A 15,960-nucleotide genomic window follows, 5' to 3' on the forward strand; every position below is an offset into this window, starting at 1 on the left:
AACGTATGTCACCACTGGCAAATTCCTGATCCGACGGGAAAATAGGCAATTCGCCCGGGCGCGCAAGCCTCCGCGGCGGGCATCAGTCCGGCGCGGGCTCGACGGCCGCCTCGGCCGCGCCGGGCAATGCAGGCGACATGCGCCGCCATTCGTGTGTCTGGCGCCGCCGGCTGGCGAGCCGTCCCCGAGAAGGGCCGGGGAGAGATGAAACGTAGCGGCCAGGCGTCACAAATCGGCAATTCATTATCTGCAAGTAATTTGACAGGCCCACTCATATTTGATTGCATCAACGCAAAATACGCCAGGGGAGTACCGTCGCCAATGACCCCGCCGCTCGTTTCATGGGACGATTACCGGACCGTCCTGGCGGTCTCGATCGCCCGCTCCCTGGCTGGCGCGGCCGACGTGCTCGGCGTCAACCAGTCGACCGTCTTCCGCCGCCTCGGCGCGATGGAGGAGCGGCTTGGCGCGCGCCTGTTCGAACGCAGCCGCACGGGCTACACCCTGACCGCCGCCGGCGAGGAAATGGTCAAGCTCGCCAATAGGATGGCCGACGATATCGTCGATTTCGAGCGCCGCCTCACCGGCCAGGACCTCCGGCCCCAGGGTGATCTCCGGGTGACCACCAACGATACGCTGCTCGTCCACCTCCTGACGCCCATCTTCGCTTCCTTCCGCAAGCTCAATCCCGGCATCACCCTGGATGTGGTCGTCGGCAATGAACATCTGAACCTGTCGAAACGCGACGCCGATGTCGCCGTGCGCGCCACCGTCGAGCCGCCGGAGACGCTGGTCGGCCGGCGCCTCGCCAATATTCCCTGGGGCATCTTCGCCGCCAGGAGCCTCGGCATCACCACGCTCGATCCCTCCGACTACCGCGCCTACAACTGGATCGGCCTCGGCGACAACCTGCACAACCTGAAGCCGGCCAAATGGCTGGCACAGAATGTCGGTGAAGACAGAATCGGCTGGCGAATCAATACAGTACTGGGTCTTGCTGAAGCGATCGCTGAGGGCGCCGGGATCGGCATCATTCCCTGGTTCATTGCCCAGCGCTTTCCCAACCTGGTCGCGCTGAGCGAGCCGCGCTCGGAATATTCGGGAGCGCTGTGGGTGCTGACCCATCCCGACCTGCGCAACACTGCGCGGGTGCGCACCTTCATGGATCACGTCGCGAGCGAAGTGAGCAAGCAGCGGGCGGTGATCGAGGGGACACGGCCGCTGCAGCCGGCGCTCTGAGGCCGGTTCCTCAACGGCTGGCGGTAGCCGGGCCCTGGCGCCGCTTGCGGCGCTGCAAAGGCGCCGAAACCAGTCGAAACAGGAACCAGCCGGCGAAAACCCCGCCGATCGCGCTGACCAGGCCTTCGCCGGTCACCGGCACGGCCGGCTCGAAATGAGCCAGGGCGCGCCGGGCGATATCGGGCTCGAATTCCCTTGCGAACAGGCCGAGGCGCCGGAACGGCCCGGCCTCGGCATAGGCCTGCAACTGCCGTTCGAAGCGGTCGGCCCGGGCGATGTCGCTTTCGACGTGTTCGCCGCGGCTGCGGATCAGCGGATCGGCATTGGCCTTCAGGCGCGCGATGCCCTGGTCGCGGCTCAGGCCGAGCCGCGCCGCATCGGCATCGAAATCGCCGATCATGCGCCGGATCTCGTCGATCGCGCCGCCCAGGCGCTGCCGATATTGCTGGGCGAATTCCGGCAGTTGCGACGTGAAGATGCCGCCCAGCAGGGCAAAGAACAGGGCGATCCGCTTGAGGATCATGAAACAGGCTCCAGGCTTCGGGCGGCGAGCCTAGCGCGAGTCGGCGGCAGCGTCGTGTCAGCGCCGGTTGGGCGGCACGAGGCCGGCCTTGTTCATCCGCCGGTGGATCGTCGAGCGGTCGACGTCGAGTGCCCGCGCCACGACCGAGACGTTCCAGTGATGCTCGGTCAGCAGCTTCAGCAGGGCATCGGTCTCGGCATCGTGCCCGGTCTGCGGTGCCGGCGGGATCGATACGGCCGGAGCCGGCCTTGCGGCCATCGTGGGGGACGGGCGCAGGGTATCGGGCAGATCGGACGCTTCGATCGTCCCCGCCGCGGCGAAGGCCTTGGCGAATTCGAGCACATTGACGAGCTCGCGGATGTTGCCCGGCCAGACATGGCTGCGCAACAGGGCGCGCGCCGCCTGGCTCAGCCGGAGCAGTCGTCCGCTCGGATCCTGATGGCCGTTGAGCAGCGTCGCCACCAGCCAGTCGAAATCCTCCCGCGCGCGCAGCGGCGGCAGGTTCAGCACCGCGCCGTTGAGCCGGTAATAGAGATCTTCGCGGAAACGGCCGTTCCTGACCTCCTCGGCAAGGTCGCGATGAGTCGCCGCCAGCACCCGGACGTCGACCTTGGTCGGCTTGACCGAGCCGACCCGCAGCACCTCGCGTTCCGACAGGACGCGCAGCAGGCGGGCCTGCAGCGACAGCGGCATGTCGCCGATCTCGTCGAGGAACAGGGTGCCGCCGTCGGCCTGCTCGATGAGGCCCTTCTTGCCCTTGGCCTGGGCGCCGGTGAACGAGCCCGCCTCATAGCCGAACAGCTCGCTCTCGATCAGCGCTTCGGGCACCGCGGCGCAGTTGATCGCGACGAATTTGCCGGCGCTGCGCAGCTCGTGGATGGCGCGGGCGAGGAACTCCTTGCCGGTGCCCGTCTCGCCGGTCAGCAGAATGCTGATCGGGGCGTGGGCGAGCCGTGCGGCCTTCTGGGCGATCTCCATCATGGCGGGATCGCCGCCATGCAGCTTGGCGAGCGGGTTGGGCAATTGCGTGCTCACCCGGCGTGCGCGCGGCGGCGCCTGGGGCTCCATCGCATTGGCGAACAGGATCCTGCCGTCGCGCATGCCGATGGCGCGTTCCTCCGTCGGGCAGGCCCGGGTCAGATAGGGCAGGTTGTTGACGTCGTAGTCGAAGAAGCTTTCGAACCGCTCGCCGATCAGCTTGTCGGGGCTGCGCCAGTCGAGGCCGACGCTCGCCGCAAGCAGGCGCTGCGCCCCATGAGTCATGCCGACGACACGGCCCTCGGCCGACAGCGCGACGGCGCAATCGGGATCGACGTCGAGAAATTCCGGCGAGGCGCTGAACCGGATGATCCAGTTGCCGCGGAAGGCCGCCATCAGGCTCGCCATCTCGATATGGCGCGAATAGGACTTCACCAGATGGAAGGCGATCGCCTGGCTCTCCTTCGGCTCGGGCGAATGCAGCGCGGAAATGTCGAGCACCGCGGCGAGCTTGCCGTTGACGTCGTAGATCGGCGCGGCGGTGCAGGTCAGCGGCGTATGCGTGCCGTCGAAATGGTCGGACTGGTGCACCGTCAGGGCTTCGCCGGTATAGATGCAGCAGCCGACCCCGTTGGTGCCGGCGCGCTGCTCCTTCCACTCGGAGCCGAGGATGAGCCCGGCCTTCTGCAGCTCGTCCTTCATCACGGCATCGCCGATATAGTCGACGGTCACGCCGCGGGCGTCGGTCAGCAGCATGACATAGCGCTGGTCGGCGATCTGCCGGTAGAGCGACTCGAGCCCGAAGCGGGCCGTGCGGATGAGCTGATCGAGGCGCTCACGATGCTCCTTCAGCTCGCGGTTCGTGACGATATGGGCATGTTTCAGCGCAGTCGGATCGAGGCCGTATTCGACGACGCAGCGCTTCCAGGACTCGCGGATCACCTGATCCCGCGCGCTGCCGCCTCCGTCCGCCACGATTTGGACTTCGCGCATGTGATCGCGCAATTGCTGAGCGACCATGGCTTCCTCCCCGGTCTCTCTTTTGGCCGCGAGCAAATCATGAAGGCCCGGGCGCTGTCCAGCAAGGCTATCGCATCCAGCCGCGACAGATGATCCGGCCGCCGTGCAACAAGTGTTGCAGCGCCGTTGCGTCGTGCCACGCCTGTGGTCGGCCGCTTTTTGAAAATATCCGGTCTTTTCAAGGGTCTGTAGTTGGCACGGCCCTTGCGCAAGCTGGTTTCGGCAAAACCATATCTGGAGGAAACAATGCCGAACAGCGTGAAGGGCCGTTCGATCATCGTCACTGGCGCCGGTCGCGGCATCGGCGAGGCCATCGCCAGGGGGCTCGCCGCCTCGGGCGCGAACCTCGTCATTGCCGATATCGACGAGGCCAGCGCGGCCAAGGTCGCCGGCGCCATCGGCGCGGAAGGCGGCAAGGCCATTGCGGTCAAGGTCGATGTCGTCGACCGCGCGAGCGTCAGGCGGATGATCGCCGCGACCGTCGAAGCCTATGGCCGCCTCGACGTGATCTTCAACAATGCCGGCATCGCCCAGGTGCGCAAGTTCCTCGACATCACCGAGGAGGACTGGCGCCGCGTGCTGGACGTCAACGGTCTCGGCGTCCTGATCGGCATGCAGGAGGCGGTGAAACAGTTCATCGCCCAGGGCGGCGGCGGCAAGATCGTCAACACCGCCTCGATCGCCGGCAAGCAGGGCTATGAGCCGCTCGCTCACTACAGCGCCAGCAAGTTCGCCGTGGTCGCGCTGACGCAGGCCGCGGCACGCGCCTTCGGCAGCCACAAGATCAATGTCAACGCCATCTGCCCGGGCGTGGTCGCCACCGACATGTGGAAGCTGATCGACAAGGGCTTCAAGGACGAGGGCCTGACGAGCCGGGAGAACGAGGCCTTCGAGAGCTTCTCGGCGGGCATCCTGCTCGGCCGGCCTTCGGCGTCGGATGATCTCGTCGGCGTCTCCGAATTCCTGGCCTCCTCCGGCTCCGACTACGTCACCGGTCAGTCCTTCGTCGTCGACGGCGGCATGGTGCTCGTCTGATCCCGGCCGGTCCGCGCGACCGTCCGAACCTCCCGCTCAGATGTCGCCGGGAGCGCCGATCGCCGGCGCCCGCGACCCTTATCGAGGAAAGCACGCCATGAAAGCGCTCCGCTTCCACGCGGCCAAGGACCTGCGCATCGAAGAGGTCGCCAAGCCTGGCGCCCCGGGCCCGGGTCAGGTCCTGATCCGCAATCGTTTCGTCGGCATTTGCGGTACCGACCTGCACGAATATTCCTATGGGCCGATCTTCATTCCCACCGCGCCGCACCCTTTCACCGGGGCGAGCGGGCCGCAGGTCCTCGGCCATGAATTCGGCGGGGTGGTCGAGGCGGTGGGCGAGGGGGTCGTCGGCCTGCGGCCCGGCGACCGGGTTTCCGTGCAGCCGCTGATCATGCCGCGGTCCGGCGACTATTTCGCCGATCGCGGTCTCTTCCACCTGAGCCCGCAGCTCGCGCTGGCCGGCCTCAGCTGGCAGGGCGGCGGCATGGCCGACTATTGCCTGCTCCACGACTACAATCTCGTGAAGATCCCGGATGCGATGACCGATTCCGAGGCGGCGCTGGTCGAGCCGACGGCGGTCGCGGTCTATGCCTGCGACCGCGGCGGTGTGCGGGCCGGCAGCAGCGTCCTGATCACCGGCGCCGGACCGATCGGCATTCTCACCCTGCTCGCCGCGCGGGCGGCCGGCGCGGCGCGGCTTTTCCTGTCCGACATCAACGATGCGCGCCTTGCTTTCGCGAGGGATGTCGTTGACGACATCGTCACCATCAATCCGCGTCGCGACGATCCCGGCCGGGTCGTGCGCGCGCGGACCGAGGGCGAGGTCGGCTGCGACGTCGCCATCGAATGCGTCGGCAACGAGCACGCGCTCAAGGCCTGCCTCGATGCCGTGCGCAAGCAGGGGGTGGTCGTCCAGACCGGATTGCACCCGCACGAGAACCCGCTCGACTGGTTCCAGGTCACCTTCAAGGATGTCGATATCAGGGGCTCCTGGGCCTATCCGACGCAGTACTGGCCCCGCGTCATCGGGCTGATTAGCTCCGGTCTGCTGCCGGCGAAAAAGGTCGTCACGCGGACCATCACGCTCGACCGGGCCGTCGCCGACGGTTTCGACGCGCTGCTCGATCCAGCCGGCGAACAGCTGAAGATCCTGATCGATCTCGGCGCCTGACACGTGCCGCGCCTGTTGCGCGACCGCCTGCAACAGCTGGCGCACGGGGCGCCCGTGCGACGCCCCGCATGCCGTCCAAGCCATTGATATGACGCGACAAGGCCAGGAGGTTTCGACTTGGCGCGCGGCTTGCTGACGGGATCACGAGGAGCCACGAGGTGACAAGCATGACCGGTCCGGTCGTCGGCATCATCGCCAATCCTGTTTCGGCGCGCGACATCCGCCGGATCGTCGCGCATGCCGGCAGCATGCAGGCGACCGACCGCGCCAATATCGTGCTGCGCATCCTCGCAGGCCTCGCCGCGGCCGGTATCGGGCAGGTGGTGATGATGCCGGAACATGCCGGCATCCGCGCCCATGTCCAGCGCGCCATCGTTCGTGCGGACAATCTCGGCGAGGCCCGCTTTCCCGCGCTCGCCGTCCTCGACATGCCGGTCAGCGGCACGGCGCGCGACAGCGCCACGGCCGCGCGCATGATGCGCGAGCAGGGCGTTGCCGCCATCGTCGTCCTGGGCGGTGACGGAACGCACCGGGTGGTCGTCGGCGGCTGCGGCGCGATCCCGATCGCCGGCGTCTCGACCGGCACCAACAACGCCTTTCCGGAAAGCCGCGAGCCGACCGTGACAGGCCTTGCCGTGGGCCTGGCGGCGACCGGGGCCGTGCCCGCGCGCCAGGCCTTCATGGCCAACAAGCGCCTCGATGTCACGGTCAACGGACGCACCGAGATCGCTCTCGTCGACGTCGCCGTGGTGGCCGAGCAGTTCGTCGGCTCGCGCGCGATCTGGAAGGCGGAGGGCTTTCGCGAACTTTTCGTGACCTTCGGCGAACCGCATGGCATCGGCATGTCGGCCATTGCCGGCCTGCTGGCGCCGGTCGGACGCGGCGAGCCGCACGGCCGCCACATCGTGTTCGACCGGCCGGAAACCGCGCCATTCCGCCTCGCCGCGCCGATCGCGCCCGGCCTCGTCGCGCCGATCGGCATCGAGCGGGTCGCGCAGCTCGCATTGGACGAGCCGACCCGGCTGACCGTTCCGGCCGGTGCCATCGCCCTCGATGGCGAGCGCGAGATCGTCTTCGGCGGCGGCGACGAAGTCGCCGTCACCCTGCGTGGCGCCGCCTTCCTGACCGTCGATATCGAGGCGTGCATGGCGCACGCCGCGGCATCCGGCCGTTTTCTCGACATGGCCGGCAAACGATCGTTTCCAAACATGCAACTGGGAGGATGCTGATGACCAACAACCCGTTCCCTCTGAGCAAGGACAAGCTGATCGAGGCCTATCGGACGATGCGGACCATCCGCGAATTCGAGGAGCGGCTGCATGTCGACTTCGCGCGCGGCGACATACCGGGCTTCGTCCATCTCTACGCGGGGGAAGAGGCCTGCGCGACCGGCATCATGATGCATCTCAACGACAATGACCGGATCGCCTCGACCCACCGCGGCCATGGCCACTGCATCGCCAAGGGCGTCGACGTGAAGGAGATGATGGCCGAGATCTACGGCAAGGTCACCGGCTCCTGCCGGGGCAAGGGCGGGTCGATGCACATTGCCGACCTGTCCAAGGGCATGATGGGCGCCAACGGCATTCTCGGCGCCGGCGCGCCGCTCGTCTGCGGCGCAGCGCTCGCCGCACAGAAGCTCGGCCACAAGGGCGTCGGCATTTCCTTCGTCGGCGACGGGGCGTCCAATCAGGGCACGTTCCTGGAAAGCCTCAACCTCGCGGCGGTCTGGAACCTGCCGGCCATCTTCGTGGTCGAGAACAACGGTTATGCCGAATCGACCTCGGTCGAATGGGCGGTCGCCGCCGACAGCTATGTCGATCGCGCCACCGGGTTCGGCCTGCCCGGCATCACCGTCGACGGCACGGATTTCTTCGCGGTCTATGAGGCCGCCGGCGAGGTGATCCGGCGCGCCCGCGAAGGCGGCGGCCCCTCGCTGCTCGAGTGCAAGCTCGTGCGCTTCCATGGCCATTTCGAGGGCGACGCGCAGACCTACCGCGCCAAGGGCGAGATCGAGGATATCCGCGCCAACCGGGACTGCATCACGGCGTTCCAGGCGCGGCTGCGCGAGGCCGGCGTGATGACCTCGGCCGAGTTCGAGGCGATCGACGCCGAGGTGGCAAGGCTCATCGAGGAGGCGGTGGCCGAGGCCAAGGCCGCCGCCCTGCCGACGCCGCGCGACCTCTTGACCGACGTCTACGTCGCCTACTGACAGCGGCGATTTCCGCTACAGCCAATCCAGCAAACAGATGTCCGGCAAGGGAGGACACGATGGCCCGCAAACTGAGCATGAAAGACGCGATCAACGAAGCGATCGACCAGGAAATGCGCCGAGACCCGACCGTCATCATGATGGGCGAGGACATTGTCGGCGGCACGGGCTCGCCGGGCGAGGCCGATGCCTGGGGCGGCGTCCTCGGCGTCACCAAGGGGCTCTACGCCAAGCACGGCGACCGGCTGATGGATACGCCGCTGTCGGAGAGCGCCTATGTCGGCGCGGCCATCGGCGCCGCGACCTGCGGGCTCAGGCCGATCGCCGAGCTGATGTTCGTCGACTTCATGGGCGTCTGCCTCGACCAGATCTACAACCAGGCGGCGAAGTTCCGCTACATGTTCGGCGGCAAGGCCGAGACACCGGTGGTGATCCGCGCCATGTGCGGGGCGGGCTTTCGGGCCGCCGCCCAGCACAGCCAGATGCTGACGCCGATCTTCACCCACATTCCCGGGCTGAAGGTCGTCTGTCCGTCCAATGCCTATGACTGCAAGGGTCTGCTGATCCAGTCGATCCGGGACAACGACCCGGTGATCTTCCTCGAGCACAAGAATCTCTACGGCCTGGAGGCGGACGTGCCGGAGGAGTCGTATGCCATTCCGTTCGGCGAGGCGAATGTCGTCCGTGAGGGACGGGATGCGACGATCGTCACCTACGGGCTGACGGTGCACCGTTCGCGGGACGCGGCCGCCGAGCTCGCCCGGCAGGGCGTCGAATGCGAGGTGATCGACCTGCGCACGCTGTCGCCCATCGACATGGACACGGTGCTGGAAAGCGTCGAGGCGACCGGCCGCCTGATCTGCGTGGACGAGGCCAACCCACGCTGCTCGATCGCCGCCGACATCGCCGCGACCGTCGCGCAGGAGGCCTTCGGCGCCCTGAAGGCGCCGATCCGGATGGTCACCGCGCCGCATACGCCGGTGCCGTTCTCGCCGGCGCTCGAAGACATCTACGTGCCGACCGCGGCGGCCATTGCCGATGCGGTGCGCAAGACCATGGACCACCAGCGGAAGGCGGCCTGACGTGACCCATCCCAACATCACGCCCATCGTCATGCCGAAATGGGGGCTCTCCATGAAGGAGGGCACCCTTGCGGCCTGGCATGTCGAGGAAGGGCAGACGATCGTCCCTGGCCAGGAGATCATGGACGTTGAAACGGACAAGATCGCCAATGCCGTGGAAGCACCCGACGGCGGGCTGCTGCGCCGGCGCATCGGCGAGGTCGGCCTGGTCTATCCGGTCAAGGCGCTGCTCGGCGTCATGGCGCCGGCGGAGACGAGCGATGCCGAGATCGACGCCTTCGTCTCGGATTTCGCCGTGCCGACGGCGGGCGGCGGAGATGAGGACGACGGTCCGGTCCATCATTTCGTGCATACGCCCTCGGGACGCCTGCGCTATGCCATGCGCCCCGGGGAGGGCACCCCGACCGTGTTCGTCCACGGTTTCGGCGGCGACCTCGACAACTGGCTGTTCAACATCGATGCCGCTGCGGCGGCAGGTCCGGCCTATGCGCTGGACCTGCCGGGCCACGGCGGCTCCGACAAGGCGATCGCCCGGCCGGGCCTTGCCGCGCTCGCCGAGGCGGTCGCCGCCTTCATGCACGCGACCGGTCTCAGCGACGCGCATCTCGTCGGCCATTCCATGGGCGGGGCGGTCGCATCTCTCGTCGCGCTGCGTGGCGACGGCCTGGTCCGGGCCCTGACCCTGATCAGCCCGGCCGGCCTCGGCGCAGAGATCAATGCCGGCTATATCGACGGCTTCGTAGCGGCCGAGTCCCGGCGCGAGCTCAAGCCGGTGCTGAAGGACCTGTTCGCCGACGAGAACCTGGTCAGCCGGCAGATGATCGACGACCTCCTGAAATACAAGCGGCTCGACGGCGTGCCGTCGGCGCTCAGAGGCCTGGCATCCGCAATGTTCGCGGGCGGCCGCCAGACGACCGTGCTGACCGACCGGCTGGCCGCGCTCTCCATCCCCATCCAGGTGATCTGGGGCGCCCGCGACGCGGTCATTCCCGCGACGCATGCCAAGGCTTTGCCCCATGCCAAGGTCGAGATCGTCGAGACGGCCGGGCATATGGCGATGATGGAGGCGGCGGGGCGGGTCAACGACCTGATCCGCATGCAGACGCAGGGCGCGGCCTGAACGGCCGCGCTCGTTTCACCCGATCCTGTCGAAGACCAATGGGGTTCGCCATGGCCGAGGCCAAAGCCGCGCTCGATCAGATCAATGCCAGGCTCGCCGGCCTGTTCAAGGCCGAGCGGCAGACGATGACCGCCTTCAAGGGGCTGACGGACGCCGCGATCCGCCGGGGCGTCGTCGATCCCGCGATCAAGGAAATGACCGCCATGGCGATCGCCGTCGCCAAGGGCTGCGACGACTGCATCGTCTACCACACCGCCGCCGCGCTGAAACATGGCGCAGGCCGCGAGGCTTTCGCCGAAATGCTCGCCGTCGCGGTGGAAATGGCGGGAGGACCGGGCGCCGTCTACGCCGCCAAGGCCCTCCAGGCCTATGATCAGCTCGCCGGATAGGCCGGTTCAGAACCGGATATTGGCGTCGCGGACGATGGGCGCCCACTTCTCGATCTCGGCGCGGATGAAGGCCGCGGCATCGCCGGGAGAGCCGCCGGCCGGCTCGGCGCCGAGCTTTGCGAACATCTCGCGGGCCTCGTCGGTGGCGAGATAGGCGTTGGCCTCGGCATTGAGCCTGGCGAGGATGTCGGCCGGCGTGCCCGCCGGCGCCATCAGCGCATACCAGACGGAGGCCTCGAAGCCGGGCAGGCCGGCTTCCGAGACGGTCGGCACGTTGGGCAGGCCCGGCCAGCGCCGCGCCGAGGCGATGGCGAGCGCCGAGAGCTGGCCGCCCTGGACATTGGTCACATAGGCCGCCATCGAATCCATGCCGAGATCGATATGGCCGCCGAGCAGGTCGCCGATGATCTGCGAGCTGCCGCGATATTGCACGGCGTTGAAGTCGAGGCCGCCGGAGCGCGCCAGCATCAGGCCGGTAATGTGGCCGAGCGTGCCATTGCCCGGAAAGCCGATCGACAGCCTGCCCGGGTTGGCCTTGGCATAGGCAATGAGCGCGCCGAGATCGGTGATCGGCGCGCCCGCGCGCGCGACGATGATGACGGGCAGCTTGGCGACCAGCGCGACCGGCGCGAAATCGCGCTCCGGATCGAACGCCATGGCGGCGTACATCAGCTTGTTGGTGGCGGCCGGACCGGTGGTCGCGAACAGGAACGTGTAGCCGTCGGGCGCCGCCTTGGCGACGGCAGCACCGCCGATATTGCCGCCGGCGCCGCCGCGATTGTCGATGACGACCGGCTGGCCGAGCCGCTTCTGCAGATATTCGGCGAAGGAACGGGCGAGGACGTCTGAGGCGGTGCCGGCCGTGAACGGCACGACCAGCGTGATCGGCCTCGCCGGCCAGCTTTGCGCCTGGGCGACGCCGGTCGCCGGCGCGGCCATGGCAAGCAGGACGAGGACGGCGAGCGCGCGCATGAGGCGCGTTGCGAGGAAGGGCATGGACGTCAGCTCCCCGAAAGCGGCGGGGACAGCCTCCGCCCGTTGCTATTGGCGCCGTCTTAGCCGCGCCGCCCGCGCCGTGGGCAGCCGCTTCAGGCCGTTCCGCATCGCGAAACGGCGGCGCGTCAACCTGACCGGCAGGGCCGGTCGGGGGCATGGTGCCGCCGTCGAAGCCCAGCAGAGAGATCAATTCGGCATGAGCGCGCCTCGCCCGGACCCGGCCACCTTCCGCGATCGCTTCCGGCGCGGCGAGACCCTCGTCGGCAGCTTCATCAAGACGCCGACGAGCCACGGCATCGAGATCCTCGGCGGTCTCGGCTTCGATTTCGTCGTGATCGACGAGGAGCACGCGCCTTTCGACCGGGCCGCCACCGATATCGGCCTGCTCGCGGCGCGCGCAGCCGGCACGGCCGGCATCGTCCGCGTTCCCTCGGCCTCGCCCGCCGCGATCCTCTCGGTGCTCGACTGCGGCGCGCTCGGCATCCTCGTGCCGCATGTCGCAAGCCCGGAAAAGGCGCGCGAGATCGTGGCCGCGAGCCGCTACAAGGGCGGTGCCCGTGGCTTCTCGGCGTCGCCCCGCGCCGGCGGCTACGGCGCCGTGAAGATGTGGGACCATGTCGCCGGCGCCGACGCCGCGACGACGGTCATCGCCATGATCGAGGATCCGGCCGCGCTCGACGTCATCGACGAGATCGTCGCGGTCGAGGGGCTCGACGGCGTGTTCATCGGCCGCGGCGACCTGACGGTCGCGCTCGGCGCGCCGACACGCGACGCGCCGGTGGTGAAGGACGCGGTGGCGCGCATCATCGCCGCCGCACGCAAGGCCGGCAAGCCGGTCTGCATGATGGTCGACGGGATCGCCGAGGCTTCGGGCTTCGTGGCCGAGGGCGCGAGTGCCTTCATCGTCTCGTCCGACCAGGGCTTCCTGAAAAAGGCCGCCGCCCAGACGCTCGGCGACTTCGCCGCTCTCAAAGGCTGATCCAGGCCATTCGCGGGCGCACGCCCGGCATTTCCATAGCGGAGATTTCGAGATGTTCCATGCTTCCGATCCGCGCGCGAGCCTTGGCACCGCCGCCGGCGCCAAACCCGCCGCCAAGACCCCGGTGAGCTTCGCCGGTGCGGAATATGCACGCTTCTATGCCGGCCCGCCGCAGGAGCAGGGCGATTTCGGCAAGACCTGGTACGCCCGCGCGCAGAATTTCATCCTGGGCCACTCCGAGACCAATGCCGGCGCGGTGCTGGAGCGGCGCGGCCAGATCGATGAATACTGCCTGATCATTCCCGACGCGGCGACCAGGGTCCAGGTGAGGACGCCGGCCGAAACGGTGGATATTCCCGGCTATTCCATCGTCTTCGTGCCGCCTGGCGACTCGACCGTGACCGTCGTCACCGGCGGCCGCCTCTGCCGCCTGTTCTCGAGCCGGTCGGCGGATCTCGCCGCCCGGGCCGTGAATGCCGCTTCCTATGCCGAACCGCATCCGAACATTCCGCCGTTCCAGCCTTGGCCGGAGCCGCGCGGAGGCTTCCGGGTGCGCCATTACAGCCTCGAAGTGAAGGGCAGCGAAGGCCGCTTCGGACGGATCTTCCGCTGCACCACGCTGATGGTGAACTTCCTCGACCCGCGCATCGGCCTGCGCGACATCACCAAGCTGTCGCCACACCATCATGACGATTTCGAGCAGGGCTCCTACGTCATCGACGGCGCCTTCGTGCACGATATCCGCTGGCCCTGGACGCCCGACATGACGATCTGGCGCGAGGACGAGCACGAGTTGCTTGCGGCGCCCTCGCTGACGGTCATCCCGCCGCCGGCAGTGCACACCTCCCGCTCGGTCCTGCCGGGCTTCAACCAGATGATCGACATCTTCTCGCCGCCGCGCGTCGACTTCTCGCAGAAGCCGGGCTGGGTGTTGAACGCGGACGATTATCCGATGCCCGGCGAAACCGCCTGACGCTCCGGACAGGAAGGACACAGTCATGTCGGATGCATCCCTTCAGCCCGCGCGGGCGTCCCATCCGCGCGCTGCCGAGATCGAGGAACTGCTGGTCGGCGCGGTCGACCTGCATTGCCATAGCGGCCCCGCCGCCATGCCGCGCATTCTCGACCACCACGAGGCGCTGATGGACTGCGCCGCGGCGAAGTTCCGCGCGCTGGTCTACAAGGACCATTTCTATCTCGGCACCGCCCATGCCGTGATCCTGGAAAAGCTGGTGCCGGATACCGGCGTGCGGCTGTTCTCGGGCCTTGCCCTGAACAACGCCTCCGGCGGCTTCAACCCGCATGCGGTCGACCACGCGGTGAAGCTCGGCGCGAAGATCATCTGGATGCCGACCCTGTCGGCCGCCAATCACATCGCGGTGCAGGCCTCCGGCCAGGCCAAGACCTTCCCGAAGACGGCGCAGAAGATGCTGGACCCGATCCCGCTGACCGCGCTCGACGCCAACGGCCGGGTCGCCGATCCGGTCAAGCAGATCCTCGACCTCATCGCCGAGGCCGACGTGATCCTCGCCGGCGGGCATCTCTCGGTCCAGGAACTGTTCCTGGTCTTCGAGGAGGCCCGGTCGCGCGGCGTCAGGAAGATGCTGGTCAACCACCCGACCTATATCGTCGGCTGCACCGAGGAGGACATCCGCGGGCTGGTGGCGCTCGGCGCCTATATGGAGCACTCCATCTGCATGTTCGTCGAAGGCCGCTCGAAGAAGTTCAGCCCGGAGCAGCTTGCCCGGCTGATCGAGGTCGCCGGCGTCGAGCGCACGGTGCTCTGCTCCGATCTCGGCCTCGTCGGCTCGCCGCGGCCGGTCGAGGGCTATCGCGAGGTGGTGGGCACGCTGCTCGACCTGCAGATCGCGAAGGACGACATTCGCGCCATGATCGGCGGCCACGGCGCGGCGCTGCTCAATCTCTGACGGCCCCCATCGACGCGATGGAGAAAAAGCCGGCGCGAGCGATCGGGCCGGCTTCTTCTCGTCCTTCATGGCGGCGAGCGGGCTTCGCCCGCATCGAGCATTGCCGTGGTTCAAGGCCCGCCGCGCGCACCGCAGCCGACCTCCATGCATGGCAACGCTGCCGGCGATGACGCCGGCCTATTCCAGCGTGATGCCGGCACCGCGGATGATCGGCTCCCACCGGACGATCTCGCCGGCCTGGGCCTTGCGCAGGTCGTCGGGCGTGCCGCCGATCGGCCGGACGCCGATCTGGTCGAGCTTTGCGGCGACTTCGGCCGATTTCACATAGGCACCGACAATATCGGAGAGGCGCTTCACGACGTCCTGCGGCATGCCCTTTGGACCGGCGAGGCCGTACCAGGCCGAGACGTTCATGCCGGCAAGGCCGGATTCGGCCAGTGTCGGCACATCGGGCACCTGCGTCGCACGCTTGTCGGCCGACACCGCCAGGCCGCGGATCGAGCCCGTCTGGATGTGCGGAATATAGGGCGGCAGGAAGTCGACGGCGACATTGACATTGCCGGCGAGCAGGTCGTTGGCCAGCGGCGCCGAGCCGCGATAGGGCACGTGCGTCATCTGGAAGCCGGCCGTGCGCTGCAGGAGCTCGCCGACGATATGGCCCATCAGGCCGTAGCCGGGGCTGCCGAAGGTCAGCTTGCCCGGATTGGCCTTGCCGTAGGCGACGAGCTCGGCAAAGGTCCTGGCCGGCACCGAGGGATGGCTGGCGACCACGCACTGGACGTCGCCGACGAGCGAGATCGGCTCGAAATCGCTGAGCGGGTCATAGGTCAGGGTCTTGTAGAGCAGCTTGTTGCTCGACAGCGGCCCCGACGAGGAGAGGAACAGCGTATAACCGTCGGGCGCGGCGCGAACCACCCCGCCGGCGGCGATATTGCCGCCCGCGCCGACCTTGTTTTCGACGACGAAACCCTGGCCGAGATCCTGCCTGAGCTTTTCCGCGACGAGACGGGCCAGCACGTCCGTCGAGGCGCCGGCCGGAAAAGGCACGATGATGGTCACCGGCCGGCTCGGCCAGCTTTGGGCGAGCGCCCGGCCTGCCAGAGCAGGCGCGGCGAGAAGGGCGGCGAGCGTCGCGGAGACGGTGCGGCGCGAAGGGGTCGGCATCGCTGAGGTTTCCTTGGGGTCCCGGTGGATCGGTCTTGCGATCTTCGTGACCCGGGAGCCTGCCAGCGCATCGGATGCCCCATGGGAAATTTCTTCCGTGTTTCTCCTGATGAAACGGCGCCCG

Annotated in this window: 15 protein-coding genes; 11 read left to right on the plus strand and 4 right to left on the minus strand. The window is 67.9% G+C overall.

Translation table 11 applies throughout. The features are described from left to right. The first annotated feature begins 321 nt into the window (after positions 1–321). Complete coding sequence (locus tag OZ671_RS11600) at positions 322–1,239, plus strand: LysR family transcriptional regulator (protein ID WP_268860893.1); 918 nt, start codon at positions 322–324, stop codon at positions 1,237–1,239. A gap of 10 nt (positions 1,240–1,249) precedes the next feature. Here OZ671_RS11600 and OZ671_RS11605 read toward each other — a convergent pair whose 3' ends face one another. After that, positions 1,250–1,762 (minus strand): DUF2937 family protein, encoded by a 513-nt coding sequence (locus tag OZ671_RS11605; protein ID WP_268860894.1) that lies wholly within the window; start codon positions 1,760–1,762, stop codon positions 1,250–1,252. A gap of 57 nt (positions 1,763–1,819) precedes the next feature. Beyond that, complete coding sequence (locus OZ671_RS11610) at positions 1,820–3,760, minus strand: sigma-54-dependent Fis family transcriptional regulator (protein WP_268860895.1); 1,941 nt, start codon at positions 3,758–3,760, stop codon at positions 1,820–1,822. A gap of 246 nt (positions 3,761–4,006) precedes the next feature. On the opposite strand from OZ671_RS11610, the gene OZ671_RS11615 reads away from it, so the two are divergent. The 7 genes from OZ671_RS11615 to OZ671_RS11645 all read left to right on the plus strand — a co-directional run bounded on the left by OZ671_RS11615 (position 4,007) and on the right by OZ671_RS11645 (position 10,769). Then, on the plus strand, positions 4,007–4,795 hold the full coding sequence (locus OZ671_RS11615) for an SDR family NAD(P)-dependent oxidoreductase (protein WP_268860896.1): 789 nt from the start codon (positions 4,007–4,009) through the stop codon (positions 4,793–4,795). A gap of 97 nt (positions 4,796–4,892) precedes the next feature. Next, positions 4,893–5,966, plus strand: a complete 1,074-nt coding sequence (locus OZ671_RS11620; protein ID WP_268860897.1) for a zinc-binding dehydrogenase — start codon at positions 4,893–4,895, stop codon at positions 5,964–5,966. Between the two features lie 167 nt (positions 5,967–6,133). Beyond that, positions 6,134–7,195 carry an ATP-NAD kinase family protein gene (locus tag OZ671_RS11625; RefSeq protein ID WP_268860898.1) on the plus strand — a complete coding sequence of 354 codons (1,062 nt, stop codon included), beginning with the start codon at positions 6,134–6,136 and terminating at the stop codon, positions 7,193–7,195. After that, positions 7,195–8,178 carry a thiamine pyrophosphate-dependent dehydrogenase E1 component subunit alpha gene (locus tag OZ671_RS11630; RefSeq protein WP_268860899.1) on the plus strand — a complete coding sequence of 328 codons (984 nt, stop codon included), beginning with the start codon at positions 7,195–7,197 and terminating at the stop codon, positions 8,176–8,178. Before OZ671_RS11625 ends, OZ671_RS11630 begins: the two co-directional genes overlap by 1 nt. Before the next feature lie 59 nt (positions 8,179–8,237). After that, complete coding sequence (locus OZ671_RS11635) at positions 8,238–9,260, plus strand: alpha-ketoacid dehydrogenase subunit beta (protein ID WP_268860900.1); 1,023 nt, start codon at positions 8,238–8,240, stop codon at positions 9,258–9,260. A gap of 1 nt (position 9,261) precedes the next feature. After that, the gene (locus OZ671_RS11640; RefSeq protein WP_268860901.1) at positions 9,262–10,380 is read left to right on the plus strand and encodes an acetoin dehydrogenase dihydrolipoyllysine-residue acetyltransferase subunit; all 1,119 of its coding nucleotides are present in this window, start codon (positions 9,262–9,264) and stop codon (positions 10,378–10,380) included. Positions 10,381–10,430: 50 nt separating this feature from the next. Next, the gene (locus OZ671_RS11645) at positions 10,431–10,769 is read left to right on the plus strand and encodes a carboxymuconolactone decarboxylase family protein (protein ID WP_038313783.1); all 339 of its coding nucleotides are present in this window, start codon (positions 10,431–10,433) and stop codon (positions 10,767–10,769) included. Between the two features lie 6 nt (positions 10,770–10,775). On the opposite strand, the gene OZ671_RS11650 is transcribed toward OZ671_RS11645, so the two are convergent. Beyond that, positions 10,776–11,765 carry a Bug family tripartite tricarboxylate transporter substrate binding protein gene (locus OZ671_RS11650; RefSeq protein ID WP_268860902.1) on the minus strand — a complete coding sequence of 330 codons (990 nt, stop codon included), beginning with the start codon at positions 11,763–11,765 and terminating at the stop codon, positions 10,776–10,778. Positions 11,766–11,961: 196 nt separating this feature from the next. On the opposite strand from OZ671_RS11650, the gene OZ671_RS11655 reads away from it, so the two are divergent. From OZ671_RS11655 to OZ671_RS11665, 3 genes are read left to right on the plus strand one after another with little or no spacing between them, the layout of a single operon-like run. Next, complete coding sequence (locus tag OZ671_RS11655; protein ID WP_268860903.1) at positions 11,962–12,744, plus strand: HpcH/HpaI aldolase family protein; 783 nt, start codon at positions 11,962–11,964, stop codon at positions 12,742–12,744. Positions 12,745–12,796: 52 nt separating this feature from the next. Continuing rightward, positions 12,797–13,717 (plus strand): hypothetical protein, encoded by a 921-nt coding sequence (locus tag OZ671_RS11660; RefSeq protein WP_268860904.1) that lies wholly within the window; start codon positions 12,797–12,799, stop codon positions 13,715–13,717. 25 nt (positions 13,718–13,742) lie between these two features. Beyond that, complete coding sequence (locus OZ671_RS11665) at positions 13,743–14,672, plus strand: DUF6282 family protein (protein WP_268860905.1); 930 nt, start codon at positions 13,743–13,745, stop codon at positions 14,670–14,672. A 177-nt stretch (positions 14,673–14,849) separates the two neighbouring features. Here the strand turns inward: OZ671_RS11665 and OZ671_RS11670 are convergent, their stop codons facing one another. Beyond that, on the minus strand, positions 14,850–15,836 hold the full coding sequence (locus OZ671_RS11670; RefSeq protein WP_268860906.1) for a Bug family tripartite tricarboxylate transporter substrate binding protein: 987 nt from the start codon (positions 15,834–15,836) through the stop codon (positions 14,850–14,852). Positions 15,837–15,960 lie beyond the last annotated feature (124 nt).

It is taken from the genome of Phreatobacter sp. AB_2022a (assembly GCF_026847585.1).
Taxonomy (GTDB): Bacteria; Pseudomonadota; Alphaproteobacteria; order Rhizobiales; family Phreatobacteraceae; genus Phreatobacter.

What these genes read in the sequence shown, in the direction of transcription:
- OZ671_RS11600 (WP_268860893.1), top strand. Translation starts at nt 322, where the DNA reads ATGACCCCGCCGCTCGTTTCATGGGACGATTACCGGACCGTCCTGGCG.
- OZ671_RS11605 (WP_268860894.1), bottom strand. Translation starts at nt 1,762, where the DNA reads ATGATCCTCAAGCGGATCGCCCTGTTCTTTGCCCTGCTGGGCGGCATC.
- OZ671_RS11610 (WP_268860895.1), bottom strand. Translation starts at nt 3,760, where the DNA reads ATGGTCGCTCAGCAATTGCGCGATCACATGCGCGAAGTCCAAATCGTG.
- OZ671_RS11615 (WP_268860896.1), top strand. Translation starts at nt 4,007, where the DNA reads ATGCCGAACAGCGTGAAGGGCCGTTCGATCATCGTCACTGGCGCCGGT.
- OZ671_RS11620 (WP_268860897.1), top strand. Translation starts at nt 4,893, where the DNA reads ATGAAAGCGCTCCGCTTCCACGCGGCCAAGGACCTGCGCATCGAAGAG.
- OZ671_RS11625 (WP_268860898.1), top strand. Translation starts at nt 6,134, where the DNA reads ATGACCGGTCCGGTCGTCGGCATCATCGCCAATCCTGTTTCGGCGCGC.
- OZ671_RS11630 (WP_268860899.1), top strand. Translation starts at nt 7,195, where the DNA reads ATGACCAACAACCCGTTCCCTCTGAGCAAGGACAAGCTGATCGAGGCC.
- OZ671_RS11635 (WP_268860900.1), top strand. Translation starts at nt 8,238, where the DNA reads ATGGCCCGCAAACTGAGCATGAAAGACGCGATCAACGAAGCGATCGAC.
- OZ671_RS11645 (WP_038313783.1), top strand. Translation starts at nt 10,431, where the DNA reads ATGGCCGAGGCCAAAGCCGCGCTCGATCAGATCAATGCCAGGCTCGCC.
- OZ671_RS11650 (WP_268860902.1), bottom strand. Translation starts at nt 11,765, where the DNA reads ATGCCCTTCCTCGCAACGCGCCTCATGCGCGCGCTCGCCGTCCTCGTC.
- OZ671_RS11655 (WP_268860903.1), top strand. Translation starts at nt 11,962, where the DNA reads ATGAGCGCGCCTCGCCCGGACCCGGCCACCTTCCGCGATCGCTTCCGG.
- OZ671_RS11660 (WP_268860904.1), top strand. Translation starts at nt 12,797, where the DNA reads ATGTTCCATGCTTCCGATCCGCGCGCGAGCCTTGGCACCGCCGCCGGC.
- OZ671_RS11665 (WP_268860905.1), top strand. Translation starts at nt 13,743, where the DNA reads ATGTCGGATGCATCCCTTCAGCCCGCGCGGGCGTCCCATCCGCGCGCT.
- OZ671_RS11670 (WP_268860906.1), bottom strand. Translation starts at nt 15,836, where the DNA reads ATGCCGACCCCTTCGCGCCGCACCGTCTCCGCGACGCTCGCCGCCCTT.